The sequence below is a fragment of the Streptomyces sp. S.PB5 genome, from assembly GCF_030403745.1.
GTDB lineage: Bacteria > Actinomycetota > Actinomycetes > Streptomycetales > Streptomycetaceae > Streptomyces.
This window is the reverse complement of sequence record NZ_JAQMWP010000019.1, coordinates 85,326-110,145: the sequence shown is the minus strand read 5'-3', so window position 1 is coordinate 110,145 and position 24,820 is coordinate 85,326. Positions and strand designations below refer to the sequence as shown.

Sequence of the window (24,820 nt, the reverse complement as noted above, 5' to 3'; positions counted from 1 at the left end):
GAACCCCGGCCATGAAACCCGACCGTGAACCCCAGCCATGAAACCCGGCCATGATCCCGTGCAACACAAGCGCAACAAAGCCAACAAAAGGCACATATCAACTCTTTACCGCCCGGTCACAAAGCGTTCGTGATCACGCAACACCCTTCCTTCACAGTGGTTGCATGAATCGACAAATGTCTGATGTGACGCGTGCGCGGCACGGTCGTCCGGTCCACCACTGGCGGCGGGACGTCATCGAACTCGCCGCGCTGTTCACGGCGGTCGCGGTGGCGGACGCCATCGCGAACCTGGTCGGGCACGGCCCCGACGGTCCGGTACTGCTGCTGGCCTCGGCGGTGGCACTGGTCGCCACGGCGGCGTTCCACACATGGTGGGCACGACACCACGGTCACGCGCCGCCGCCGAGCGGCACGGACACCGATACCGACCCCCGGCCGCTCCCCTCGGAGCGGACCGGGGAGACCACGCTGTGGCGGATGCGGACGACGGTGAAGGACGCGCCGGGCTCACTGGCAGCGCTGTGCACGGCACTGGCCGACCGTCAGGTCGACATCCTGAGCCTGCAGACGCACCCGCTGGCCGAGGGCACGGTGGACGAGTTCCTGCTGCGGGCACCGGGTGACCTGGAGGCGTCCGAGATCACCCGGGCGACCTCGCTGGCCGGTGGTGCCGGTACCTGGATCGAGCGGGCCGACGCCCATGACCTGGTCGACGCGCCGACCCGGGTGCTCGGGCTGGCGGCCCGTACCGCCCTGGACGCGGCGGAACTGCCGCTGGCGCTGCGGCAGTTGCTGGGCCGGTGCACGATCCGGCAGTCGCCGGCCGGTCCGGGGGCCGAGGCCGTGCCCGTGGAGGGGGCGTTCGAGGAGACCGTGATGAGGCTGCAGGCACCGGAAGGCGGAGTGATCACCGTGGAGCGGCCCTATCTGCCGTTCACCCCGACCGAGTTCGCCCGGGCACGGGCGCTGGTGGACCTGGATGCGGTGCTCGGGCCGCGGGTGCCGCGCAGCCAGGACGTGCTGACGCTGCCCGAGGGCAACGACATCACGGTGCGCCGGGCCGACGTCGACGACCTGGACGCGGCGAAGGCCATGCACGAGCGGTGCAGCCCGCGGACGCTGAGTATGCGGTATCACGGGCCGGTCGGTGACGCGGACCGGTATCTCAACCATCTCCTCAGCCCGCGGTTCGGCCGGACGCTCGCCGTGCAGACCACGTCGGGGCGGCTCGTCGGTCTCGGGCATCTGTTGTGGGACGGGGACGAGACGGAGGTCGCCCTGCTCGTCGAGGACGAGTGGCAGCGGCGGGGCATCGGCAGTGAGCTGCTCCGCAGGCTGGTGGCGATGGCCTCCGAGGCCGGGTGCGAGAGTGTCTACGCGGTGACGCAGTCGTCCAACACGGGGATGGTCGCGGCGATGCGGGGGCTGGGGCTCCCCCTCGACTATCAGATCGAGGAGGGAACCCTGGTGATCACGGCTCGGCTCGGTGCTGCCGCGTTCGAAGCGGACGCCGTGAATGTGACGAAGGCCGAAGCCTCCTAGGCGGCCAAGCGCTCCGCTGGAAGTACGGCTAGGGGTGTCGGTCGACCGCGGCGCCGTCGTGGCCGACCGCCCCCACGCGACGGAGCCCCACATCCGGTACGGCACCGCGCCCCTTCAGGGCGCTGCCGGACCGTAGTCGCCCCCACCGGATCCGCTCAGGGGGCGCCGGCCACCGCGGGTGCGTTGTGGCTGATCGCACCCCGCGGCGGAGCCGCAGACCGATGCGGGTCCGCGTCCCCGACCGGCGTCGCCCCAAGGGCGTTGTCCAGATCAGCCCAGAGGTCCTCCACGTCCTCCAGGCCCACCGACAACCGCAGCAGGCGGTCACTCACTCCCGCCCCTCGCCGGTCGTCCTCCTCCACGATCCGGTGGCTGATGGACGCCGGGTGCTGGATCAGCGTGTCCACGCTCCCCAGGCTCACCGCCGGGGTGATGAGCCGGACACCCGCGATCACCTCGTGCGGGTCGCCGTGGACCTCGAAGGCGATCATCGCGCCGCCGATGCGGGGGTAGTGCACCCGGGCGATCCGGGGGTCGGAGGTCAGGCGGCGGGCCAGTTCGGCGGCGGTCGCGGAGGCGGCGTGGACGCGGACCGGGAGGGTGGAGAGGCCGCGCAACAGGAGATAGCCGGCCAGTGGATGCAGTACGCCGCCCGTGGCGAAGCGGATCTGCCGAAGCCGGCCCGCGAACTCCTCGTCGCAGGCCACCACGCCCGCCATCACGTCACCGTGTCCGCCGAGGTACTTGGTGGCGCTGTGCAGCACCAGGCGGGCGCCCTGTTCGGCGGGGCGCTGGAGCACGGGCGTGGCGAAGGTGTTGTCCGCGAGGAGGGGGACGGAGCCGCAGGCGTGGGCCACCGCGCGCAGGTCCACCTCGGCGAGCGTCGGATTGGCCGGGGACTCGACCATGACCAGGCCGGTGTCGGGGCGCAGCGCGTCCGCGATGCCGGCCGGGTCGGTCCAGGTGACCTCGGAGCCGAGGAGGCCGGCGGTCAGGAGGTGGTCGCTGCAGCCGTACAGGGGGCGGACGGCGACGACATGGCGCAGGCCGAGGGAGGACCGTACGAGAAGTACGGCGCTCAGGGCGGCCATGCCGCTGGCGAAGGCGACCGCGGCTTCCGTGCCTTCCAGGCGGGCCAGGGCCGTCTCGAAGCGGGCGACGGTGGGGTTGCCCAGGCGGCCGTAGACCGGAGGGCCCTCGGGGTCGGCCCCGGTGGTGGCGAAGGCGTCGATGCGGGCGGCCTCGGCGCGGCTGTCGTACGAGGGGTAGGTGGTCGACAGGTCGATGGGCGGGGCGTGCAGTCCCTGCCGGGCGAGGTCGTCGCGGCCGGCGTGGACGGCCTCGGTGGCCAGGGCTCGGGTGGGCGCGGGCGTCGTCTCCATGCGGGCAAGGGTGAACACCGGCCGGGGTGAGGGGGTCGAACGCCGTGCTACGTTCGGCCAATGGCCGAATCTGTCGTACTGGATCCGGTGGACCTCCATCTTCTGCGGCTGCTGCAGAACGACGCCCGGACCACCTATCGCGACCTCGCCGCCCAGGTGGGGGTCGCGGCGTCGACCTGTCTGGACCGGGTGACGCGGCTGCGGCGCGCCGGGGTGATCCTCGGGCATCAGCTGCGGCTGGATCCGGCGAAGCTCGGGCGCGGGCTGGAGGCGTTGCTGTCCGTGCAGGTCAGGCCGCATCGGCGGGAGCTGGTGGGGCCGTTCGTGGAGCGGATCCGGGCGCTGCCGGAGTCTCGCACCGTGTTCCATCTGACCGGGCCCGACGACTATCTCGTGCACGTCGCGGTCGCGGACATGGCGGATCTGCAGCGGCTGGTCCTGGACGAGTTCACGGCGCACCGGGAAGTGGCCCGGGTGGAAACACGGTTGATCTTCCAGCAGTGGGACTGCGGACCGCTGCTGCCGCCTTCGCCCTCGGCTCAATCCACGTGACGTGCGGCGGCCCCTCGTACGAGGATGGACCGCATGTCACAGACCAAGAGCCCGCTGCCCCGTGAGGTCGCCGACGCCTATGTCGACGACCTCATCGCCCTCGATCCGATCACCGGCACCTACCTCGGAGTGAAGGAGAGTTCGAGCAGGCTTCCCGACACCTCACCAGCGGGTCAGGAGGCACTCGCGGAGCTGCAGCGGGCGACGCTCGCGAAGCTCGACGAGGCCGAGCGGCAGCCCGGTGCGGACAGTGACAGCGAGCGGCGCTGCGGCCGGCTGCTGCGTGAGCGCCTGAACGCTGAGCTCGCGGTGCACGAGGCCGACGAGGGGCTGCGTTCGGTGGGCAACATGGCGACCGCCGCGCACTCGGTGCGCGAGGTGTTCACCGTGACGCCGAACCAGTCGGACGAGGACTGGACGGCGATCGCCGAGCGGCTGCGGGCCGTACCCGCCGCGTACGCCGGGTACCGGGAGTCCCTGGCGCTCGGTCTGGAGCGCAAGCTGTACGCGAGCCCCCGCCCGACGGCCACCTTCATCGACCAGCTCACCGAGTGGGCGGACACGGGCGAGGGACGCGGCTGGTTCGAGGACTTCGCGGCGGAGGGTCCCGAGGCACTGCGCGGCGAGCTGGACGAGGCGGCCCGCGCCGCGACCGCGTCGGTCGTGGAGCTGCGCGACTGGATGCGGGACGTGTACGCGCCGACGATCGAGGGCGCGCCGAACACGGTGGGCCGGGAGCGCTACGCCCGCTGGTCGCGCTACTTCAACGGCACGGACCTCGACCTGGACGAGGCGTACGCGTACGGCTGGTCCGAGTACCACCGGCTGCTCGCCGAGATGAAGCAGGAGGCCGAGAAGATCCTGCCCGGCGCCGAGACGCCCTGGGTCGCGCTCGCGCACCTCGACGAGCACGGCACGCACATCGAGGGCGTCGACGAGGTCCGCGAGTGGCTCCAGGGGCTGATGACCCAGGCCATGGACTCCCTGGACGGCACCCACTTCGAACTCGCCGAGCGGGTACGGAAGGTGGAGTCCTGCATCGCCCCGCCCGGCGGTGCGGCGGCGCCGTACTACACGCCCCCGTCGGAGGACTTCTCCCGCCCGGGCCGCACCTGGCTGCCGACGATGGGACAGACCCGCTTCCCGGCGTACGACCTGGTCTCGACCTGGTACCACGAGGGCGTCCCGGGTCATCACCTCCAGCTCGCGCAGTGGGTGCACGTGGCCGAGAGCCTCTCGCGCTACCAGGCCTCGATCGGCATCGTCAGCGCCAACGCCGAGGGCTGGGCGCTGTACGCGGAGCGGCTGATGGACGAACTCGGCTTCCTCACGGACGCCGAGCAGCGGCTCGGCTATCTCGACGCGCAGATGATGCGGGCGGCGCGGGTCATCGTCGACATCGGCATGCATCTGGAGCTGGAGATCCCGGCCGACTCGCCGTTCCACCCGGGTGAGCGCTGGACTCCGGAGCTGGCGCAGGAGTTCTTCGGCGCGCACAGCAGCCGTCCGGCGGACTTCGTGGAGAGCGAGCTGACCCGCTATCTGACGATCCCGGGGCAGGCCATCGGCTACAAGCTGGGCGAACGTGCCTGGCTGCTGGGCCGGGAGAACGCGGAGCGCCGTCACGGCGACGCCTTCGACCTCAAGGCCTGGCACATGGCGGCCCTGTCGCAGGGTTCCCTCGGCCTCGACGACCTGGTGGACGAGCTCTCCGCGCTCTGATCCGGCGACGGAGCGGAGTTCAGCGCCGGCCTCCGCGCCGAAGGAGCCCTCCCTTCAGCGCCGGAATCCTCCCTCCGAGTCGATCACCTGTCCGGTGACCCAGCCCGCCTCGTCCGTCGCCAGCCAGGCGATGAGGCGGGCGGGGTCGTCGGGCATGCCCCAGCGGCCGGCGGGGAAGCGGGCCGCGACGGCGTCGTACACCTCGCCGGTCAGGTAATCCGTGTCCACCGGGCCCGGATTGACCGTGTTCACGGTGATCCCCCGCTCGGCGAGCGTCGTCGACAGGGAGCGGGTGATGGAGGCGAGGGCGCCCTTCTGCAGGGCGTAGGCGATCTCGCCCGGCATCCCGCCCGCGTTGTCCTGACCGGACGTCATCATCACGACCCGGCCGCCGGGGTCGCCCGGACTCCGGTGCCGGGCGTAGGCCTGCACGAGCAGCAGCACCGAGCGCGCGTCGACCGCCCAGTGCGCGTCGAGCATCGCCGCGTCGATGTCGTCGAGGGTGCCGTCGCTGCCGCTGAGCGCGTGGTTGGCGATCAGGATGTCGATGCGGCCGCCGAGCGCGGAGGCGGCCGTGGCGATGAGTTCGGCGGGCGCGGCCGGGTCGGACAGATCACCGGGACCGTCGAAGACCTGGGCTTGCGGGTCCCCGAGTGCCGCGCGCACGGCGGTGGCCACGTCCTCGGGACGGTCGGCGCCCCACGGCTGGGCGGCGTCGTGCGGCACATGGTGATGCAGATAGACACTCGCCCCGTACGCCGCAAGCCGCCGCGCCACCGCATACCCGATACCACCGCGCCGACTGGCGCCGGTGACGAGGGCGGTACGGCCGCGCAGGGGCAGCGGGTCGCGGCGGAGGTCTTCGGGAGCGGGATGCGGAAGTCGGGGCATGAACGACCATGATGCTGACGGCACCCTTGCGACGCACGTGATTAACGGAGCGCCGACGGGCGAGGCATCGACCCAGCGGAGCGCCGACCGGCGAGGCATCCACCCGCGGAGCGCCGACCCGGCAAAGCATCCGTCCAGCCGACCAGCGACCAGCGACCAGCGACCAGCGACCAGCGACCAGCGAAGCGTCCACCCCGCCCCACACTCCGCCGGGCACCCGCCGAGCGACGCGCCCGAACCGCCGCGCGCCCCCTCCGACTACCCGTGCGCCAACGGCCGCAGTTGTACGAGCCCCAGCCACGTCTCCGGTCCCGGCTGCACATGCGCTGCCCGCACCGCGTACCGCCCGGGGTCCAGCGCGATCCACACATGGTCGGTCCGCAGGGAGTCGTTGCCGGGCCACGCGGCGTCGAACAGCAGGACGGGGCCGGGGACGTTCCAGGCCACCTCCGGTCCCCACACCGCGGCGTCCAGCGCAGCCGGCACCTCGGCGAGCAGCTGTTCCTCGGACTCCCCCGCTGACCACCGTACGAAGATGCCGTGGTCCGGGAGATAGGTGGTGGCGGCGGGCTCGTCGCCGAGTACGAGCGCCGCGCTGTCGCCGACGGGCAGCAGCCCGACGTAGCCGTCCACCTCACAGGCCCGGTCGTAGTCCGAGGCCAGTTCGTCGCCGTCGGCGCCCGCCCAGAACGGCAGCACGGTCTCCGGCACCGCAATCAGCGGCCCGCCGGCCGACTCCACCCACTCCGCCACGCCCGGCTCCGCGTATCGCACCATGGCGCGGAATCTACCGCGTGCATGACAGCGCGCGTCGGCGGATCTCAAAGGCCGGTCAAGAAAACCGGAATACCAGGTTCAGCAGCCGCAGTCCTCCGCGTCCACCGGCACCGTCAACGGGTCGGCGTCCCGGCGGTCCTTGCCCTGCCAGGTCTCGTACTCGAAGCCCTCGCGCACCCAGTACTCGAAGCCGCCGAGCATCTCCTTGACCTGGAAGCCGAGTTCGGCGAGGGCGAGCGCGGAGCGGGTGGCGCCGTTGCAGGCCGGGCCCCAGCAGTACGTCACGACCGGCACGCTCTTGTCGAGGAGCTGCTCGGCCTGCTCCGGGATGAGCGCGGTCGGCAGGTGGACCGCGCCGGGGATGTGCCCGAGGTCCCAGGACTCGGTGGAGCGGGAGTCGAGGACGACGAAGCCGGGGTCGCCGTCGGCGGCGAGGGCGGCGGCCACATCGGAGACGTCGGCGTGGAAGGCCAGGCTCGCACGGAAGTACGCGGCAGCCTCGGCCGGCGCCGCGGGGGCGACGCGCAGGACAGGGTTGACGGTGGCGGTGCTGATGGTCATGTTCTGGCCCTCCCGTGGCGGTTCCCGTGGCGTACCTTCACGCCACGACCAGAAATCTACGTCCGACGATCATGCAACTGAAGGGCCGATCCCCGGCGTTCACCTTGATCAGCCGGTGATTCCCCTGCTATTTCTCGGGCATGACCGAGTTTTCCCCGGACGCCACCGACTGGCGCATCCTCGATGTCCTCCAACGGCAGGGCCGGGCGAGCTTCGCCGAGCTGGCCCGCGCGGTCTCCATGTCACCGAGCGCGGTGACCGAGCGGGTGCGCCGGCTGGAGGAGGCGGGGGTGATCCAGGGGTACGCGGCGGTGGTCGACCCGGACCGGCTGGGGCTGCCGATTCTCGCCTTCGTACGGCTGCGCTATCCGAACGCCAACTACAAGCCGTTCCACGACCTGGTCGAGGTGACGCCGGAGATCCTGGAGGCGCATCACGTCACGGGCGACGACTGCTTCGTCATCAAGGTCGCCGCCCGTTCCATGCGGCACCTGGAGGAGGTGTCGGGCAAGATCGGCGGCCTCGGCTCGGTGACCACGAGCGTCGTCTACTCCTCACCGCTCCCGAGGCGCCCGCTGGGCCGTTGACCGCGCGGCACGCCACCCCACGCCATCTCGCCCCACCTCGCCTCACCCGGTGCCGCGCTGCTTGAGCGCCGACCCGGCTCTCCCCTTCACGACCTCCAGCTGGGCGTGGATGCGCCGCCGCAGATCGGCGACATGGCTCACGATGCCGACGCTGCGGTCGCGTTCCCGCAGTGAGTCGAGGACGTCGAGGACCTCGTCGAGCGTCTGGTCGTCGAGGCTGCCGAAGCCCTCGTCGATGAAGAGCGTGTCCAGCCGGACCCCGCCGGTCTCGTCCGTGACCACGTCCGCGAGACCGAGGGCGAGCGCGAGCGAGGCGAAGAAGGTCTCACCGCCGGACAGCGTCGCCGTGTCCCGCTCGCGCCCGGTCCAGGCGTCCACGACATGCAGGCCGAGCCCGCTGCGGCCGCGCCCGGCCCGGTCGTCGGAGTGGACGAGGGTGTAGCGGCCGGAGGACATCCGGCGCAGCCGTACGGTCGCGGCGGCGGCGACCTGTTCGAGACGGGCCGCCAGGACGTACGCCTCCAGGCGCATCTTCCGCTCGTTGTCGGCCGAGGTGCCCGCGGTGAGCGAGGCGAGGCGGGCCACGCGGTCGTACTCCTCGCGCAGCGGGGCGAGCCGTCGTACGGAGGCGGTCGCGCGCGTGGACAGCCGGTCGAGGTCGGTGCAGCGCCGCGCGGCGGCATCCCGTGCGGAGGCGGCGTCGCGCACCCGCTGCGCCGCGTGGCCGGCCGCCTGTTCGGCCGCCGCGAGGTCGGCGGGCGGCTGTTGGGCGGCGGCCGCGGTGTCGGTCTCGGCGAGGACGGCCCGGACGGCGGCCTCCTCCGACTGCCAGGCGTCCAGCCGCCGTTGGAGGTCCCGGTGGGCCGCGTCGTCGAGCAGGGCGGCGGCCGCGGCCTGCGGCGTGTCGAAACCGGCCCGGAACGCGGCGTCGGCGAGCCGGGCGTCGGCGTCCTTCAGCCGCTGGGCGGTGTCCTCGGCGGCGCGGGCGGCATCGGCGGCGTCGGTGAGCAGCGCGACCTGCCGCTCCAGCTGCGCGGCGCGCGCGGCCACACTGTCGGCGGGCCCGCGGGCCTCGGCCAGCTCCGTCTCCAGCAGGGCGATTTCCTGGTCCAGCCGCTCCCGGTGACCCACCCGGGAGGCCGCCCGCACCGCGGCCTGCTGCTGAGCCGCGGTGCGCCGCTCGTGCTCCGCCTGCGCCCGCCGCAGCTCCTCCCGCGCGGGGTGCAGATCGGAGGCGTCCTGATGGGTCTGCGCGTAGCGCCGCTCCAACTCCTCGGCGGCTTCCGCCAGTTGCCCGGTGGGCGTGTCCCCGGCCTCGGCGGTGGCGGCGGCCAGGGCTTCCCGCACGACGCCGAGGCGCCGTTCCTGCTCGATGTGCCGTTCCTCCGCGCGCTGGTAGGCGGCCAGCGCCTGCTCCTCGGCCTCCCGGTCGACGTGCCCGGCGTCCTTGCGGGCCGGGGCGGGGTGGTCGGTCGCCCCGCACACGGCGCAGGGTTCGCCGTCGGTGAGCTGGGCGGCGAGCTCGGCGGCGATGCCGTTCAGCCGCTGTTCCTTGACGTCGAGCCAGTGCGCCTTCGCCGCAAGGGCCTGCTCCTGGGCGAGGCGGACCTGTTCGGCGATGGTGTCCGTGTCGCCCGCCAACTGGTCCCGCATCCGTGCGGCCTTGAGCCGCTGCTGCGCGGGTTCGCGCTGAACGCCCAGCTGTTCGGCCCGGGTCGCGGCCTCCTGGGCGGAGTCGATACGGCTCTGCAGTCCTGCGCGGCTCTCCTCCCACCCGGCGAGCCAGGCGTCCGCTTCCTGGAGGACCTCCTCGTCGGCGCGCTCCTGACGGTCCAGACCGGCCCGCTCGGTGATGAGTTCGGTCAGCCGCTGCTCACCGCGCCGCGCCGACTCCAGCCCGCCCAGCTCCTCGGCGGCCCGGCGTGCGGCGGTCGCGAGCCCGCCGGCGCCGGAGCCCGCGAAGGTGTCCGGCAGCAGGGCACGCGTGCGTGTCTGTGCCGAGGCCGCCCGGCCGTGCTCCGTCTCGGCGGCTTCCCGCAGCTCCAGCGCGGGCGCGACGGCCTCCGCCTTGCGGGCCCGCTCCATCCGCGCCTGGGCCTGCCGGTAGCCGTCGGCGCGCTCCTCCATCAGCGCGGCCCGCTCCCGCGCCTGGGCGAACCGCTGTTGCAGCCGCGCGAGTTCGCGTACGTCGGCAAGTTCCCGCTCGGCACCGGCCTGGGCGGATTCGGCGGCCGTGAGGCGGCTGTGGGCGATGGTGAGCTGTTCGCGCGCGGTGCTGCGGGCGACGGCAGCCGCGGTCATCACGGCGTCGGCGAGCCCCGGCTCACCCGGCGCGATGTCCGGCAGCTCCATCGCGGCACCGGCCGCCTGCTGCATACGGTGGGCGTCGGCGAGCAGTTCGGCGTCGCCCTCGCGGACCTGGGCCTCGGTGGCGCGGCGCCGTTCGGCGAGGCGCTTCTCGACCTCGGCGAATCGGTGGGTGTCGAAGAGGCGGCCCAGCAGCCGGCCGCGCGCCTCCGCGTCGGCGCGCAGGAAGCGGGCGAAGTCGCCCTGGGGCAACAGCACGACCTGGCAGAACTGCTCGCGGCTCATGCCGAGCAGCTGGGTGATCTCCTCGCCGATCTCCTGGTGCGAGCGGCTGAGGTCCTTCCAGGCGCCGGTCCTGGAGTCGTACTCGCGCAGCCAGCTCTGGGCCTTGTCGACGGTGGTGCCCGATCGGTTGCCCTTCTTGGGACGCTCCCAGGGCGGCTGCCGGGTGAGTTCCAACCGGCGCCCGGCGACGGTCAGTTCGAGGCGGACCTCGGTGCGGGTGCCGGCGGCGGCGTGATCACTGCGCAGGGCCAGGCCCTGTCCGGACTGGCGGGCGCCCGGCACGGAACCGTAGAGGGCGTAGCACACGGCGTCGAGGACGGAGGTCTTGCCCGCACCCGTCGGCCCGTGCAGCAGGAACAGCCCCGCGGCGGACAGCGCGTCGAAGTCGACGCTCTGGGAGCTCCCGAAGGGCCCGAACGCGGTGACATCGAGTCGGTGCAGCCTCACCGCGCCACCTCCCGCACGGCCTCGTCCGCCCGCACCGCGTCGAACGCGTCCCGCAGCACGCCCTGTTCGTGCTCGTCGGGTCCCGCCCCCCGCACATGGGCCACGAAGTCCTCCGCGATCTCCTGGTCGGTGCGGTCCGCGAGCCGCTGGGCGTACGACACATCGGGGTCGTCCGGTGCCCGGTCGGGGTCGAAGGCGAGGCTGAGCGTGTGCGGGAAGCGCTCGGTGAGACGGGCCATGGGGTCGGCGGGGCGGACCGCGTCGGTGAGGGTGGCCTCGATCCACGCCTCCTCGTGCCGCTCGAGCTCCGGATCGGCGAGCAGCTCCTCCAGCGTGCCCCGGATGCGGGCGAGCGCACGCGGCACGGGGCAGTCGATCCGCTCGGCGGTCACCGCGCCCTCGGCGTCCAGGTCGATCAGCCACATGCTCTTGCGGTGGTCGGCCTCGGAGAAGGAGTACGGCAGCGGGGAGCCGGAGTAGCGCACGCGCGCGGTGATGGTCTGGCTGCCGTGCAGATGGCCGAGCGCCACGTAGTCGACGCCGTCGAAGACACCGGCGGGCACGGCGGCCACTCCGCCGACCGTGATGTCCCGCTCGCTGTCGCTGGCCTCGCCGCCGGTGACGAAGGCGTGGGCGAGAACGACGGACCGGGTGCCCTGCGCGCGCGTGGCGAGGTCGGCGCGGACACGCTCCATGGCGGCGGCGAGCACCGCCTCGTGACCCGCCTTCTCCACCCTGAACTCGTCCTTCACCAGGGCGGGTTCCAGATACGGCAGCCCGTAGAAGGCCACGTCCCCGTGGGAGTCCGACAGCACCACCGGCGTCCCGCACGCCCCCGGCTCGGTCCGCAGATGGATGCCCGCGCGGTCGATGAGTCCCGCGCCCACGCCCAGCCGTCGGGCGGAGTCGTGGTTCCCGGAGATCATCACCGTCGGCACGCCGAGGTCGGCCAGCCGGTGCAGCGCGTCGTCGAACAGCTCGACCGCGGCGAGCGGCGGCACCGCGCGGTCGTACACGTCCCCCGACACGACCACGGCGTCGACGCCGCGCTCACGCGCGGTCGTGACGAGGTGGCCGATGAACTCGGCCTGGGCCCCGAGCATGTTGACCCGGTGGAACGCCCTGCCGAGATGCCAGTCGGAAGTGTGCAGCAGTCTCATGATCCCCGAGACTAACGGCCGGGTCTGACAACACGGGTGGTTACCTGCATTTCAGGCATCTCCGTAGGCCTCTCCGCCCAGTTCGAACCCGGCCGTCCCCGCGGTCACGTCCGCGAGCCACGCCTCGAAGGCGCGTACGTCGGCGTCCGGCAGCCCGATCTCGATCGTGACCGACTCGCCGTACTGCACGTCGCGCACCTCGCGGCCGGTCGAGCGCAGGTCGTTGTGCACCTTGCCGGCGCGCTGGTGGTCGACGGTGACGGTGGCGAGGCGGAAGCGGCGGCGGGTGATCGTGCCGGCGGCGTCCAGGGCCTCGCCGACCGCTCCGCCGTAGGCGCGGATGAGGCCGCCCGCGCCGAGCTTGACCCCGCCGTAGTAGCGGGTGACGACGGCGACGACGTAGCGCATGTCGCGGCGCAGCAGCATCTGGAGCATGGGGACGCCGGCGGTGCCGCCCGGTTCGCCGTCGTCGCTCGCCTTCTGGATCGCGGCGTCGGCGCCGATGACGTAGGCGAAGCAGTTGTGGGTGGCGTCGGCGTGCTCCTTGCGGACGGCCGCGACGACGTCCTGGGCCTCCTGCTCGGTGGCCGCGGGGGCGAGGGTGCACAGGAAGCGGGAGCGGTTGACCTCGGTCTCGTGCACGCCTGCTCGGGCCACTGTGCGGTACTCGTCCTGCATCGGGCCAGCCTATGCGCACCGGCCCGGGTCGCTCGCACGGGTGGTGCGGGCGATCATGTGGGGAACACCGCGGGCAGGGAGATCACCGGATGACGGGCACCCGGCTGGAGGGCGACGCGAAGAACCGCTGCCGTGCCTGGCTGTTGGAGGGGCTGAGCGAGCGGTCCGCACGCCATCCAGGGCCGCACGCCACCCCGGAGGAGGGCCACGAGGGGCACAGGTGGTGGCGGGTGATGTGTCTCACCGGTGTCGACTACTTCTCCACTCTGGGCTATCAGCCGGGCATCGCCGCACTCGCGGCCGGTCTGCTGTCCCCGCTCGCGACCCTGGTGCTGATCGCGCTGACGCTCCTCGGCGCGCTGCCGGTCTACCGGAGGGTGGCGCACGAGAGCCCGCACGGCGAGGGGTCGATCGCCATGCTGGAGCGGCTGCTGCCGTGGTGGTCGGGGAAGGTCTTCGTGCTGGTGCTGCTGGGGTTCGCGGCCACCGACTTCATGATCACGATCACCCTGTCGGCCGCGGACGCCGCCGCGCACGTCGTGGAGAACCCGTACGCCCCGCACTGGATGGAGGGCGGCAACGAGTGGATCACCCTGCTGCTCGTCGGGGCGCTCGGGGCGGTGTTCCTCAAGGGGTTTAGGGAGGCCATCGGTATCGCGGTCGTCCTGGTGGCGACGTACCTCGCACTCAATGTCGTCGTTCTGGCCGTGTCCGCCTGGGAGGTGCTGTCGCATCCGGTGCGGATCGAGGACTGGACCCACGCCATGACGGCCGAGCACTCCTCGCCCTGGGTGATGGTCGGCGTGGCGCTGCTGGTGTTCCCGAAGCTGGCGCTCGGCATGTCCGGGTTCGAGACCGGTGTGGCGGTGATGCCGCAGGTCAAGGGGGACGCGAGCGATACCCGGGAGCAGCCGCGCGGGCGGATCCGCGACACCCGCAAGCTGCTGACCACGGCCGCCGTGATCATGAGCTGTTTTCTGCTGCTGTCCAGTCTGGCGACGACGATCCTGATCCCGCAGGAGGACTTCGAGAGCGGCGGACCGGCGAACGGACGGGCGCTGGCGTATCTCGCGCACGCGCATCTGGGCGAGGTGTTCGGGACGGTCTACGACATCTCGACGATCGCCATCCTGTGGTTCGCGGGCGCCTCCGCGCTCGCCGGGCTGCTGAACCTCGTACCGCGCTATCTGCCGCGCTACGGCATGGCACCCGAGTGGACGCGGGCGGTGCGGCCGCTGGTGCTGGTGTTCATGGCGGCCGCGGTCCTCATCACGCTGTGGTTCAACGCGAGCGTGGACGACCAGAGCGGGGCGTACGCGACGGGTGTGCTGGTGCTGATGCTGTCGGCGGCGTTCGCGTCCACGGTCGCGGTGCACCGGCACGGGCATCGGCGGGCCACGCTCGGCTTCGGTGCCATCACCGCCGTCTTCGCCTACACGCTGGTCGCCAATGTCATCGAACGGCCCGACGGCATCCGGATCGCCGCCATCTTCATCTTCGCGATCCTCGTGACCTCGCTGAGCTCCCGCGTCCACCGGGCCTTCGAACTGCGGGCCGCCGAGGTGAGCTTCGACGAGAGGGCGGCGGCGTTCGTCGACGAGGCCGCCCGGTACGGGTCGCTGCGGCTGATCGCCAACGAGCCGCAGGAGCACAGCACCCGGGAGTACCGCGCCAAGGAGTACAGCCAGCGCGAGCTCACCCATATCCCCGACGGCGGTCCGGTGCTGTTCCTGGAGGTGTTCGTGCGGGACTCCTCCGACTTCACGACCGATCTCGTGGTGCGCGGCGACGAGAAGCACGGGGTGCGGCGACTACGGGTGGAGGGCGCGACCGTCCCCAACACCGTCGCCGCGGTCATGCTCGCGGTGCGCGACCGCACCGGGCAGGTCCCGCACGCCTACTTCAGCTGGACCGAGGGCAGCCCGGTGAGCCATCTCGTGCGCTTCCTGGTCTTCGGTGACGGCGAGGTCGCCCCGGTCACCCGCGAGGTGCTGCGCCGGGCGGAACCGGATCCGGAGCGGCGGCCGCGGGTGCACGTGGGCTGATGCGCCGACCGGGTCGCTCGGTGTCGCTCAGTCGGAGTTCTCCCAGGCCAGGAATCCCGGCCCGTCGGGCGTGAGCACGGGGACCCACGCCTCGTCGGCCTCGGCCAGCCGGGACTCGTCGAGGGCGAGCGGGCCGGGGTAGGTGTCGTCGCGGTTTTCGGAGCCGTAGACATGGAGCGCGACCGCCCGCCTGAGCCGGTCCAGGAGCTCCTCCGGCCAGTCCAGGTCGCGCGATCCCCAGCCCTTCAGATCCCTGACGAAGATCTCCTTCAGTTCCACGTCGAGGTCCCGCCCGAACACGGGGATCAGATAGCCCTCCTGCTCGTACGGCACGCAGCCGTATCCGCCGCCCTGGGTCTGGTAGACCACGCCGGTGGGCGCGGCCACGACGACGAACATCCAGCCCTGGTCGGTTCCGGTGCCGTCGGGGTCGAGGAAGACATACCGCTTGGCCGCGCTCACCGCTTCTTGCCCCGCGGCACGGTGAACATCGTCAGCAGCGCCGTCCCCGGGGCCAGCGCCTCCCATCCGGTGCCGCGCCAGGCCAGTACGGCGACGGCCGAGGTCGGGAACTTCACTCCGACCTGCTCCAGGGCGTCGTCGAGACCGTCCCCGGCCAGCTCCAGGACGAGGTCCTCCAGGCCCGGGTTGTGACCGACGAGCAGCAGCGTCTCGACCTCGGCGGACACCTCGTGCACAACGTCCAGCAGCTCGGGGACGTCAGCGCCGTACAGGCGGCCGTCGTAGCGGACCGGCGGCGGGGTGCCCCACTCCGCGGAGGCGAGGTCCCAGGTCTGGCGGGCGCGTACGGCGGTGGAGCACAGCGCGAGGCCGGGCAGCAGGTCGGCCTCGGCGAGGGCGAGTCCGGCGGCGGGGGCGTCCCGGCGGCCGCGCGGGGCGAGCGGGCGCCTGTGGTCGGGCACGCCTTCCGGCCAGGCGGACTTGGCGTGCCGCAGCACGACCAGACGGCGCAGCGGGCCGGCTCCGGCGCGCGCGATCACGCGAGCGCTCCGATGTCGCGGGTCAGCTCCAGACCGAGGAGCCGGTCGGCGTAGGCGTACGTCTCGAAGCGGGCGCCCTCCGGCAGGCCTGAGGTCTCGATCCGGCGCAGGGTGCGCAGCACACCGGGCATGTCCAGGTCGTCCTCCCAGGCGGTACGGAGTTCCGCGCGCACCTCCTCGGGGACGGGCCGCGAGGGCTGCCGGGCCCAGCCGGCGACGGACCGGCGCCAGCGTACGAGGGTGTCGTGCGCGTCCGAGAGGACGTCGGCGTCGAGGCGTACGGGCAGATCGCGGCGGCGGGACAGCAGGGCCAGGCGGAGCACGGCGGGGTCGGCCTCCCCGGGCGTTCCCGCGACCGGCGCGACCGCGATCCGCACCCCGTCCGGCACAGCTCCCTCGTCGCCGTCGCCCACCACATGGATGACCTGTGCCGCTCCCAGCCCCGCCTCGGCCTCCCCGCCGTCCTCGAACGGCCGCATGCCGAGGGCCGCCGCGCCGGCCCGGAGTTCGGCCCGGTCCCCTTCGGTGCTGAGCAGTGACCAGACCGGTGTACCGCCGAGTTCCAGGGCGCGCACGAGGACGTCGGCGGCGAGCAGGACGCGCAGGGCCGTGGTGTCGTACCCCCCGACATGCGCCTCGACGCGGGCCAGGCCGCGGCGGGCAGGGGTGGCGTCGACGGGGTTGCCGGTTCGGGCGTCGATGATGCGGAGCACGAGGTGAGCGTAAAGGGGGTCGCCATGGTGCGCAGTCAGGTGGCGCGGATTCCGGTCAAGGAGGATCACCCCTTCGCGGCCTCCTCGATGAGCGCCCGGATCCTCAACGGCATCTCCTCGTGCAGGGAGATGGCGGTGCTGGTGCGCACCACGCCCGGTGCGGCGAGAATCCGGCCGGTGATCCGGTGGAGGTCGGCGGTGTCCCGGGCGACCACCTTGACCAGCAGGTCCGCCTCTCCCGTGGTGGAGTGCATCTCGATCACCTCCGGAATGCCGCGCAGGGTCTGGATCGCCCCGGCCGAACTGGCCTGGCTCAGCAGGATGGACACATAGGCGGTCAGGCCGTGCCCGAGAAGCGCCGGGTCGACGCGGCGGGTGAACTCCCGGAGCACACCCGCCTGTTGCATGCGCTGGAGGCGTGCGCTGAGGGTGTTGCGGGCGATACCCAGCCGTGCGGCGAGCGCCAGCGCGGTCGCGTCCGGGTCGTCGTCGAGGGCCAGGAGGATCTGGGCGTCAAGGCTGTCCACCTGAGCATTCTGTCACCCACTCGACTCGCCGCATTCCATTCTGCTCAATAGAACAGGCCCGTGTTGCGCACCTGGGGCAGTCTTCTGCACCCTGTCGAGATGCACGAGTCCCCTTCCCCTTCGATCCGCGTCCCGTCCCCCGCCCGAGCCGTGCCGCACGCCCCTGCCCGAGTCGTACCGCACACCCTCGCCGAGGACGCCGTCGCCCTCGCCGTGGGCACCTTCGTGACGTCCTTCGGACTGTTCCTGATCGGCACCGCCGGTGCGGTCACCGGGGGCACGGCCGGTCTGGTGCTGCTGATCTCGCAGCTGCTGCACCTGCCGTTCGGCGCGGTCTTCGCCGTGGTGAACCTGCCGTTCGCCGTGCTGGCCTGGACGCGGCGCGGCCGGCGCTTCGTGGTGAGCTCGGTGATCGCGGTGTCCGCGCTGGCGGCGTTCTCGGCGCTGCACCCGCTGTACATCGAAGCGGCCCGCATCAACCCGGTGTACGCCGTGGTCATGGGCAACCTCGCCTGCGGACTCGGCCTGCTCATCGTGCTGCGCCACCACTCCAGCCTCGGCGGCTTCCAGGTCCTCGCCCTCATCTGCCAGGACCGCCTGGGCTGGCGGGCGGGCTATGTGCTCCTCGTGCTCGACGCCACGGTCGTCGCCCTGTCGGCCGTGACGGCGCCGCTCCACACCGTCGCCCTGTCCACGGTGGGCGTCGTGGTCCTCAACCTGGTCCTGGTCATGAACCACCGGCCGGGCCGCTACCCCGCCGCTCTCTGACGGCGCAGGGAATTCCGGACGGCCGGGGGAATCCCGAACCGCCGGGGGGAATCCCGGCGCCCCGCCCGCTGTTGTCGCGCACACCACCCCTGGCAGGACTTCCGAGGAGGCCGAGCGTGTACGGCGACCCAGCAACGATCCGCAAGATCCTCACCGAGAGCGGCGACACCTGGGCGATCGTGGGCCTGTCGTCGAACCAGCGGCGGGCGGCGTACGGCGTCGCCGACGTCCTGCAGCGGTACGGCAAGCGCATCGTGCCCGTGCACCCGAAGGCGGAGACGGTCCACGGCGAGCAGGGGTACGCCTCGCTCGCGGACATCCCCTTCGACGTGGACGTCGTGGACGTCTTCGTCAACAGCGACCTGGCGGGTCCCGTCGCCGACGAGGCGGTCGCCAAGGGGGCGAAGGCGGTGTGGTTCCAGCTGGGGGTCATCGACGAGGCGGCGTACGACCGGACGCGCGCGGCCGGTCTCGACATGGTCATGGACTTCTGCCCGGCCATCGAGATCCCCCGGCTCGGCTGACACAGGAACCCCGCCCGCCCTCGCCGCGTGCACGAGTCGCCGTTCCCGTCCCTCTGCTGCATCCGGCGGGGCACTTGCCGGGTGACGGACGCGCCCGCCCACTGAATAATGCTCGGGTGACTTCCGCCTCCCCCCACCCCGGCTCCGGTGCCGCGCAACGCAGTCCGGTCGTCATCATCGGCGCCGGACCCGCCGGTCTCACTCTCGGCAACATCCTGCGGGCCGCCGACGTGGACTGTGTGGTCCTGGAGATCGAGACCCGCGCGTTCATCGAACAGCGGCCTCGCGCAGGGGTGTTGGAGGAGTGGGCGGTACGCGGGCTGGAGCAGCGGGGTCTCGCGGTGAACCTGCTGGCGCGGGCGCAGCGGCACACCGAGTGCGAGTTCCGGTTCGGCGGGGAGCGGTACCGGTTCGAGTACGGCGAGCTGACGGGCCATCACCACTGGATCTATCCGCAGCAGTTACTCGTGACGGACCTGGTGCACGAGTACGCGGACGTGCGCGGCGGGGACATCCGGTTCGAGGTGCGGGACGTCGAACTCCACGACCTGGACACGGATCTGCCGTCGGTGTCGTACACGGACGCGGCGAGCGGTGAACGGGTGCGGATCCGGTGCGGCTTCGTCGCGGGCTGCGACGGCGCCCGCGGTGCGACCCGCGCCGTGCTGACCCCGGACCGCGCGCACATCTCCCGCTACGACTACGGCATCGGCTGGCTGGCCCTCCTCGCCGAGGCGCCGCCCTCCAACGACTGCGTGGTCTTCGGCATCCACCCGAACGGCTTCGCCGGGCACATGGCCCGCAGCCCCGAGGTGACCCGCTACTACCTGGAGTGCCCGCCGGGCGACGACCCGGAGAACTGGTCGCACGACAGGGTCTGGTCGGAGCTGCGGCTCCGCCTCGACGCGGCGGGCGCACCGCCGCTGAAGGAGGGCCGCCTCATCGAGAAGCGCGTCCTCGACATGCACAGCTATGTCGTCGAACCGATGGTGTTCGGCCGCCTGTTCCTCGCCGGGGACGCGGCCCATCTCACGGCGCCCATCGCGGCGAAGGGCATGAACCTCGCCCTGCACGACGCGTTCGTGCTGGCCGACGCGCTCCTCGCCCACCTCGGCAAGGGCGACAGCAGCGGCCTGGCGAACTACTCCTCGGCCTGTCTGGGCCGGGTCTGGGACTACCAGGAGTTCTCCCAGTGGCTCTCCGGCATCTACCACGGCACGTCCTCCGGCGACCCCTACCGCGCGGGCACCACCCTGGCCCGCCTGCGCCGCCTCTTCGGCTCCCCGGCGGCGGCGTCGACGTTCGCGGAGCAGTACCTGGGGAAGGACGCCGGGTACTGAGCTCAGTCGTGCACCGGCCGGTCACTGAGCCGATGGTCCGCCACGCTCAACGCCTCGTCCACGAGTCGCCTCAGATGCCCGTCACCGAGTGAGTAGATCACCCGGCGGCCCTCCTTGCGTGTGTTCACCAGCCCCGCCAGGCGCAGCCGCGCGAGATGCTGGCTGACGGCCGGCCGAGCGGCCCCGCACGCCTCCGTGAGGGTCGTGACATCGGCCTCCCCGCCCGTCAGGGCGTGCAGCAGCGCGAGGCGGGTGCGGTCTCCGAGGAGGGATAGGAGTTCCGCGGCGAGGGCGAACTGTTCGTCGCCGGGGGTACGCGGGTGCGCATGATGCGCAGGTGACAGGTGCATGCGTGCGCTCATACGCACATAATGGCGCCATGGGCGGGGAACGTCCACCACACACACCGGAAGGGGAACCACGTGAGCGACCACCATCACCACGACCACGGGCACCACCATCACGCCCCCTCCGGCCTCCGTCACCGCCTGTCCCATCTCCTCACCCCCCACTCCCACGAGACCGCCGACAAGCTCGACTCCACCCTGGAGTCCTCGGCGCGCGGCATGCGCGCCCTGTGGGTCTCGCTCGCGGTGCTCGGGGCGACGGCGCTGGCGCAGGCGGTCGTGGTGGCGCTGTCCGGGTCGGTCGCGCTGCTCGGGGACACCGTGCACAACGCCGCGGACGCGCTGACGGCCGTACCGCTCGGCATCGCCTTCCTGCTGGGCAGACGGGCGGCGACGCGGCGCTTCACCTACGGATACGGGCGGGCCGAGGATCTCGCGGGCCTCGTGATCGTGCTGACGATCGCAGCGTCGGCGGTCTTCGCCGGCTGGACCGCGATCGAGCGGCTCCTCGACCCGCGCCCCGTCCAGCACGTCCCGGTGGTCGCCGTCGCCGCGCTCGTCGGGTTCGCGGGGAACGAGTGGGTGGCCCGCTACCGCATCCGCGTCGGCCGCGACATCGGCTCGGCCGCTCTCGTCGCGGACGGACTGCACGCCCGCACCGACGGGTTCACCTCACTGGCCGTGCTGATCGGCGCCGGCGGATCGGCCCTGGGGTGGCAACTCGCCGACCCGATCGTGGGGTTGGCGATCACCGCGGCGATCGCCCTCGTCCTGCGGGACGCGGCGCGCGAGGTGTTCCGGCGGGTGATGGACGCCGTCGACCCGGCCCTCGTGGACCGGGCCGAGCACGCCCTCCGGCACGTCGAAGGGGTGCGCGAGGTGGGCGAGTTGCGGCTGCGCTGGATCGGTCACCGGCTGCGCGCCGAGATCGCGGTCGTCGTGGACGGCGATGTGACGGTACGCCAGGCCCACGGCATCGCCGTCGACGCGGAACACGCCCTGCTGCACGCCGTACCCCGGCTCACCGCGGCCCTCGTGCACGCGGACCCCGCGCCCCGGCCGGGCGAGGACGACCCGCACCTCACCCTCGCCCACCACACGGCGGCCTGAGACCAGGGGCTCAGGCGACGCCGAGCCCCTCCAGCACCACGGCACCCGGCAGCTCCGCGAACGCCTTCCCCGGCACCAGCAGCTTGCCGGTCCGCCGGCCGCTGCCCACGAGCACATACGGCAGGTCCACGACGGCCGAGTCCACCAACACGGGCCAGTCGGCGGGGAGTCCGACGGGGGTGATGCCGCCGTACTCCATGCCGGTCTCCCCCGTCGCGATGTCCATCGGGGCGAACGAGGCCTTGCGGGCGCCGAGTTGGCGGCGGACGACGCCGTTGACGTCGACCCGGGTGGTGGACAGCACGACACACGCGGCCAGCTGGGACTCGCCGCCGCGCTTGCCCGCGACGACGACGCAGTTGGCGGACTGTTCGAGCAGTTCCTGCCCGTAGTGCTCCACGAAGACGGCCGTGTCGGCCCACTGGGGGTCCGTCTCGACGTAGACGATCTGGTCGGCGGGGACGCTGCCGCTCCAGCGGCGTACGGCGTCGGCGACCGGGGCGGTCAGCTCGTCGAGGCAGTCGGGGGCGGGCCGGGCGTTGTCGAAGTGTCCGATGGGTGCGTCCATGGCGGCACGCTAACAGCAGTTCAGTGCGCGGCCGGCACCGAGACGGCCATGACCATCTCCATCGGGACGTCGCCCTGATTGCCGTACACGTGCGCGGTGTTGGCCTCGAAGGAGGCGCTGGCGCCGGCCGGGACGCGATGCTCGACACCGTCCACGGTGAGGGTGAGCTCGCCCGCCGTGACATGGACGAGTTCGACCGTGCCGTTGGGGTGCGGATCGGAGGGGCTGCTCTCGCCCGGCATCAGCCGCCAGTCCCACATCTCCAGCGGGCCCGGCGCCTCGGCTCCCGCGAGCAGCCGGTTGTAGCTGCCCGCGTCGGTGTGCCACAGCCGTACGGCCTGGTCGGCCGGGACGATCCGCACCTTCGGGCCCTGTTCGTAGTCGAGCAGGCTGGTGATGCTGACCCCGAGCGCGTCGCCGATCTTCACGACCGTGCCGAGGCTCGGGTTGGTCCGGGCCTGTTCGATCTGGATGAGCATGCCGCGGCTGACTCCGGCGCGGGCGGCGAGGGCGTCCAGGGTGAAGCCGCGTTCGGTCCGCCAGCGCTTCACATTGCGCGCGAGGGACTGGGTCAGCAGATCGAGGTCCGACACTTCACGTCCAATATTCCGACGTCCAATATTTTGCATGGCGCGGTGCACTTGAATGAACTACGGTGGGGTGCACCCGATTGTTCACCGAACTGTACTGCGAGGCACGCCGTGACAGCACTCTTCGCCCTGGCCACCAGCCTCCTGTGGGGTCTGGCCGACTTCGGCGGCGGACTGCTGGCCCGGCGCACCCCGGCCCTCACGGTGGTCGTCGTCTCGCAGACGATCGCGGCAGCCGTGCTCGGCGTGATCGTGGTCGCCACGGGCGGCTGGAGCGAGGCCGGCCCCCGTCTCTGGTTCGCCTTCGCCGCCGGTCTGGTCGGCCCTGTCGCCCTGATCTGCTTCTACAAGGCGCTGGCCCTGGGCCCGATGGGCGTCGTCTCCCCGCTCGGCACCGTCGGCGTGGCCGTCCCGGTCGGTGTGGGCCTCTTCTTCGGCGAGCGGCCCGGCCTGGTGCAGGTCGCGGGGATCGCGGTCGCCGTCGTCGGTGTCGTCCTCGCGGGCGGCCCTCAGCTCAGGGGCGCCCCCGTGCAGCGTCGGGCCATCCTGCTCACCCTGATCGCGGCCTTCGGCTTCGGCACGGTCTTCGCCCTGATCGCGGAGGCGTCGACCACCGTCACCGGCCTCTTCCTGGCCCTCTTCGTACAGCGCGTGACGAACGTGGCGGTCGGCGGAGCCGCCCTGTACGCCGCGGTCCGCCGGGGCATGCCCGCCCTCCCGGCAGACGGCTTCCCCTGGGCCGCCCTGCCGACCCTGGCCTTCGTGGGCCTCGCGGACGTCGCCGCGAACGGCACCTACGCCATCGCCGCCCGGCTCGGCCCGGTCACCGTGGCCGCCGTCCTGGCCTCGCTCTACCCGGTGGTCACCGCCCTGGCGGCACGCGGCTTCCTGAGCGAACGGCTGCGGACGGTCCAGGCGGCCGGCGCGGGCCTGGCCCTGGTGGGCACGCTGCTGCTGGCGACAGGCTGACCTGCCCCTGCCCTCCCGGGGGTCAGTCCAGCTCGGCGAGCTTCGCCGCCGTCTCCTCGTCCAGCCCCGCCAGCGCGTTCAGCTGCTCCGGGGTGACCCCCTCCGGTATCGGCACGGGCGCCGGCGTCCGCAGCGGCGGCTGCCACCCGTCCTCGGCCGTCCAACGCCGTACGACCCTGGCGGGCGCCCCCGCCACCACCGCATGGTCGGGCACCGCACCGCGCACCACCGCGCCGGCCGCCACGACGACGTTCCGCCCGATCCGCGCCCCCGGCAGGATCACGGCACCGGTCCCGATCCAGCACCCCGAGCCGATCTCCACCGACTCCATCCGGGGCCACTGCTTGCCGATGGGTTCGTGCGGATCGTCGTACGAGTGGTTGGTGGACGTGACGTAGACGTACGGCCCGAAGTAGCAATCGCTGCCGATGGTGACCGTGGTGTCGGCGATGACATGGCTGCCCCGGCCGAGGACGACTCCGTCCCCGATGCGCAGGATCGGCTCGGGACCGAGGTCCAGGTCGGGCATCAGACCGGCGGTGAGGGTGACCTGTTCGCCCACGATGCAGTGGGAGCCGAGGTGGATCCACGGCTCGCCGAAGACCGTGCCGAGCGGGAAGGCGAGCCGGGTGTGCTCACCGAGCGCGCCGAAGCGGAAACGTCCCGGGTGCTCGGCGGTGACGGAACCCGTCCGCTGCACCCAGGCCCAGCCCGCGTGGACGGCGCGCTGCGCTACGCGGCGTCGCCAGGATGAGAACGTGTTCTTCTTCGGCACGAGGTCACCGTACTCAGCGTGCGGTGGAGCGGTGACGGCACAGGCCTGTGATCTTCGCCCCACCCGCGTGGCGTACGGTGCGGGGGAACCGAAGACGGGCAAGAGGAGCGAGGGCGATGACGCACAAGGCGTTGATCACGGGCATCGGCGGCCGCGAACCGAAGATCGACGGGGAGGCCTTCGTCGCCCCCACCGCATCGGTGATCGGCGACGTGACCCTGGAGGCCGGGGCGAGCCTCTGGTACGGGGCCGTGGCGCGCGGCGACGTCGAGCGGATCTCCGTCGGCGCTCAGAGCAACATCCAGGACAACTGCACGCTGCACGCCGACCCGGGGTTCCCCGTGACGATCGGCGAGCGGGTGTCGGTGGGGCACAACGCGGTGGTGCACGGGGCGACCGTCGAGGACGACTGCCTCATCGGCATGGGCGCGACGGTGCTGAACGGCGCGGTGATCGGGGCGGGTTCGCTGGTCGCCGCGCAGGCGCTGGTTCCGCAGGGGATGCAGGTGCCGCCGGGGTCACTGGTGGCGGGCGTCCCGGCGAAGGTGCGGCGTGAGCTGACGGAGGAGGAGCGTCAGGGGGTCACGCTGAACGGCACGCTGTACGCGGACCTCGCGAAGGCGCACGGCGAGGTGCACGACACGCCGTGA

26 protein-coding genes are annotated in these 24,820 nt (G+C 72.4%); 11 read left to right on the top strand and 15 right to left on the bottom strand.

Annotation, left to right across the window (positions count from 1 at the left end; all coding sequences use genetic code 11):
* The first annotated feature begins 176 nt into the window (after nucleotides 1–176).
* Nucleotides 177–1,544 carry a GNAT family N-acetyltransferase gene (locus PH203_RS38595; RefSeq protein ID WP_289926413.1) on the top strand — a complete coding sequence of 456 codons (1,368 nt, stop codon included), beginning with the start codon at nucleotides 177–179 and terminating at the stop codon, nucleotides 1,542–1,544.
* A 155-nt stretch (nucleotides 1,545–1,699) separates the two neighbouring features.
* Here the strand turns inward: PH203_RS38595 and PH203_RS38590 are convergent, their stop codons facing one another.
* On the bottom strand, nucleotides 1,700–2,926 hold the full coding sequence (locus tag PH203_RS38590; RefSeq protein ID WP_289926412.1) for a PLP-dependent transferase: 1,227 nt from the start codon (nucleotides 2,924–2,926) through the stop codon (nucleotides 1,700–1,702).
* A 60-nt stretch (nucleotides 2,927–2,986) separates the two neighbouring features.
* On the opposite strand from PH203_RS38590, the gene PH203_RS38585 reads away from it, so the two are divergent.
* Together PH203_RS38585 and PH203_RS38580 are read left to right on the top strand one after the other, a co-directional pair.
* Entirely contained in the window at nucleotides 2,987–3,478 is a 492-nt protein-coding gene (locus PH203_RS38585; RefSeq protein WP_289926411.1) for an Lrp/AsnC family transcriptional regulator, read from the top strand.
* Between the two features lie 33 nt (nucleotides 3,479–3,511).
* The gene (locus tag PH203_RS38580) at nucleotides 3,512–5,200 is read left to right on the top strand and encodes a DUF885 domain-containing protein (RefSeq protein WP_289926410.1); all 1,689 of its coding nucleotides are present in this window, start codon (nucleotides 3,512–3,514) and stop codon (nucleotides 5,198–5,200) included.
* Nucleotides 5,201–5,254: 54 nt separating this feature from the next.
* Here PH203_RS38580 and PH203_RS38575 read toward each other — a convergent pair whose 3' ends face one another.
* The 3 genes from PH203_RS38575 to PH203_RS38565 all read right to left on the bottom strand — a co-directional run bounded on the left by PH203_RS38575 (nucleotide 5,255) and on the right by PH203_RS38565 (nucleotide 7,429).
* Nucleotides 5,255–6,091: an SDR family oxidoreductase gene (locus PH203_RS38575; protein WP_289926409.1), complete on the bottom strand. Its 837-nt coding sequence runs from the start codon at nucleotides 6,089–6,091 to the stop codon at nucleotides 5,255–5,257.
* Between the two features lie 258 nt (nucleotides 6,092–6,349).
* Entirely contained in the window at nucleotides 6,350–6,868 is a 519-nt protein-coding gene (locus tag PH203_RS38570; RefSeq protein WP_289926408.1) for an immunity 21 family protein, read from the bottom strand.
* A 78-nt stretch (nucleotides 6,869–6,946) separates the two neighbouring features.
* Nucleotides 6,947–7,429, bottom strand: coding sequence for a rhodanese-like domain-containing protein (locus PH203_RS38565; protein ID WP_289926406.1), 483 nt, complete (start codon nucleotides 7,427–7,429; stop codon nucleotides 6,947–6,949).
* Nucleotides 7,430–7,569: 140 nt separating this feature from the next.
* On the opposite strand from PH203_RS38565, the gene PH203_RS38560 reads away from it, so the two are divergent.
* Nucleotides 7,570–8,016 (top strand): Lrp/AsnC family transcriptional regulator, encoded by a 447-nt coding sequence (locus PH203_RS38560; protein ID WP_289926404.1) that lies wholly within the window; start codon nucleotides 7,570–7,572, stop codon nucleotides 8,014–8,016.
* Between the two features lie 42 nt (nucleotides 8,017–8,058).
* Here PH203_RS38560 and PH203_RS38555 read toward each other — a convergent pair whose 3' ends face one another.
* The 3 genes from PH203_RS38555 to PH203_RS38545 are packed head-to-tail and all read right to left on the bottom strand — an operon-like array spanning nucleotide 8,059 to nucleotide 12,893.
* The gene (locus PH203_RS38555) at nucleotides 8,059–11,055 is read right to left on the bottom strand and encodes an SMC family ATPase (protein ID WP_289926403.1); all 2,997 of its coding nucleotides are present in this window, start codon (nucleotides 11,053–11,055) and stop codon (nucleotides 8,059–8,061) included.
* Nucleotides 11,052–12,215: an exonuclease SbcCD subunit D gene (locus tag PH203_RS38550; RefSeq protein WP_289926400.1), complete on the bottom strand. Its 1,164-nt coding sequence runs from the start codon at nucleotides 12,213–12,215 to the stop codon at nucleotides 11,052–11,054. Before PH203_RS38550 ends, PH203_RS38555 begins: the two co-directional genes overlap by 4 nt.
* A gap of 51 nt (nucleotides 12,216–12,266) precedes the next feature.
* Nucleotides 12,267–12,893: a YigZ family protein gene (locus PH203_RS38545; RefSeq protein WP_289926399.1), complete on the bottom strand. Its 627-nt coding sequence runs from the start codon at nucleotides 12,891–12,893 to the stop codon at nucleotides 12,267–12,269.
* A gap of 89 nt (nucleotides 12,894–12,982) precedes the next feature.
* On the opposite strand from PH203_RS38545, the gene PH203_RS38540 reads away from it, so the two are divergent.
* On the top strand, nucleotides 12,983–14,938 hold the full coding sequence (locus PH203_RS38540) for an amino acid transporter (protein ID WP_289926398.1): 1,956 nt from the start codon (nucleotides 12,983–12,985) through the stop codon (nucleotides 14,936–14,938).
* A gap of 27 nt (nucleotides 14,939–14,965) precedes the next feature.
* Here PH203_RS38540 and PH203_RS38535 read toward each other — a convergent pair whose 3' ends face one another.
* The 4 genes from PH203_RS38535 to PH203_RS38520 all read right to left on the bottom strand — a co-directional run bounded on the left by PH203_RS38535 (nucleotide 14,966) and on the right by PH203_RS38520 (nucleotide 17,179).
* Complete coding sequence (locus tag PH203_RS38535; protein WP_289926397.1) at nucleotides 14,966–15,400, bottom strand: DUF6210 family protein; 435 nt, start codon at nucleotides 15,398–15,400, stop codon at nucleotides 14,966–14,968.
* Entirely contained in the window at nucleotides 15,397–15,939 is a 543-nt protein-coding gene (locus PH203_RS38530) for a histidine phosphatase family protein (RefSeq protein ID WP_289926396.1), read from the bottom strand. The genes PH203_RS38535 and PH203_RS38530 overlap by 4 nt, the downstream gene beginning before the upstream one ends.
* The gene (locus PH203_RS38525) at nucleotides 15,936–16,652 is read right to left on the bottom strand and encodes a hypothetical protein (RefSeq protein ID WP_289926395.1); all 717 of its coding nucleotides are present in this window, start codon (nucleotides 16,650–16,652) and stop codon (nucleotides 15,936–15,938) included. The genes PH203_RS38530 and PH203_RS38525 overlap by 4 nt, the downstream gene beginning before the upstream one ends.
* A gap of 65 nt (nucleotides 16,653–16,717) precedes the next feature.
* Nucleotides 16,718–17,179, bottom strand: coding sequence for an Lrp/AsnC family transcriptional regulator (locus PH203_RS38520; RefSeq protein ID WP_289926394.1), 462 nt, complete (start codon nucleotides 17,177–17,179; stop codon nucleotides 16,718–16,720).
* Nucleotides 17,180–17,278: 99 nt separating this feature from the next.
* Here PH203_RS38520 and PH203_RS38515 point away from each other — a divergent pair, with 99 nt between their 5' ends.
* The 3 genes from PH203_RS38515 (at nucleotide 17,279) to PH203_RS38505 (ending at nucleotide 19,811) form a co-directional block, all read left to right on the top strand.
* Nucleotides 17,279–17,947 carry a YitT family protein gene (locus PH203_RS38515; protein WP_289926392.1) on the top strand — a complete coding sequence of 223 codons (669 nt, stop codon included), beginning with the start codon at nucleotides 17,279–17,281 and terminating at the stop codon, nucleotides 17,945–17,947.
* 116 nt (nucleotides 17,948–18,063) lie between these two features.
* Complete coding sequence (locus PH203_RS38510; RefSeq protein ID WP_289926391.1) at nucleotides 18,064–18,471, top strand: CoA-binding protein; 408 nt, start codon at nucleotides 18,064–18,066, stop codon at nucleotides 18,469–18,471.
* Nucleotides 18,472–18,587: 116 nt separating this feature from the next.
* Nucleotides 18,588–19,811 carry a 4-hydroxybenzoate 3-monooxygenase gene (locus tag PH203_RS38505; protein WP_289926389.1) on the top strand — a complete coding sequence of 408 codons (1,224 nt, stop codon included), beginning with the start codon at nucleotides 18,588–18,590 and terminating at the stop codon, nucleotides 19,809–19,811.
* A 2-nt stretch (nucleotides 19,812–19,813) separates the two neighbouring features.
* Here the strand turns inward: PH203_RS38505 and PH203_RS38500 are convergent, their stop codons facing one another.
* Nucleotides 19,814–20,173, bottom strand: a complete 360-nt coding sequence (locus tag PH203_RS38500; RefSeq protein WP_289926387.1) for a metalloregulator ArsR/SmtB family transcription factor — start codon at nucleotides 20,171–20,173, stop codon at nucleotides 19,814–19,816.
* A gap of 60 nt (nucleotides 20,174–20,233) precedes the next feature.
* Here PH203_RS38500 and PH203_RS38495 point away from each other — a divergent pair, with 60 nt between their 5' ends.
* Entirely contained in the window at nucleotides 20,234–21,268 is a 1,035-nt protein-coding gene (locus PH203_RS38495) for a cation diffusion facilitator family transporter (RefSeq protein ID WP_289926386.1), read from the top strand.
* 10 nt (nucleotides 21,269–21,278) lie between these two features.
* On the opposite strand, the gene PH203_RS38490 is transcribed toward PH203_RS38495, so the two are convergent.
* The gene (locus PH203_RS38490) at nucleotides 21,279–21,836 is read right to left on the bottom strand and encodes a YbaK/EbsC family protein (protein ID WP_289926384.1); all 558 of its coding nucleotides are present in this window, start codon (nucleotides 21,834–21,836) and stop codon (nucleotides 21,279–21,281) included.
* A gap of 20 nt (nucleotides 21,837–21,856) precedes the next feature.
* The gene (locus PH203_RS38485; RefSeq protein WP_289926382.1) at nucleotides 21,857–22,429 is read right to left on the bottom strand and encodes an XRE family transcriptional regulator; all 573 of its coding nucleotides are present in this window, start codon (nucleotides 22,427–22,429) and stop codon (nucleotides 21,857–21,859) included.
* Nucleotides 22,430–22,537: 108 nt separating this feature from the next.
* On the opposite strand from PH203_RS38485, the gene PH203_RS38480 reads away from it, so the two are divergent.
* The gene (locus tag PH203_RS38480) at nucleotides 22,538–23,395 is read left to right on the top strand and encodes a DMT family transporter (RefSeq protein ID WP_289926380.1); all 858 of its coding nucleotides are present in this window, start codon (nucleotides 22,538–22,540) and stop codon (nucleotides 23,393–23,395) included.
* A gap of 22 nt (nucleotides 23,396–23,417) precedes the next feature.
* Here the strand turns inward: PH203_RS38480 and PH203_RS38475 are convergent, their stop codons facing one another.
* The gene (locus PH203_RS38475) at nucleotides 23,418–24,170 is read right to left on the bottom strand and encodes an acyltransferase (RefSeq protein WP_289926379.1); all 753 of its coding nucleotides are present in this window, start codon (nucleotides 24,168–24,170) and stop codon (nucleotides 23,418–23,420) included.
* Nucleotides 24,171–24,286: 116 nt separating this feature from the next.
* On the opposite strand from PH203_RS38475, the gene PH203_RS38470 reads away from it, so the two are divergent.
* Entirely contained in the window at nucleotides 24,287–24,820 is a 534-nt protein-coding gene (locus PH203_RS38470) for a gamma carbonic anhydrase family protein (RefSeq protein WP_289926377.1), read from the top strand.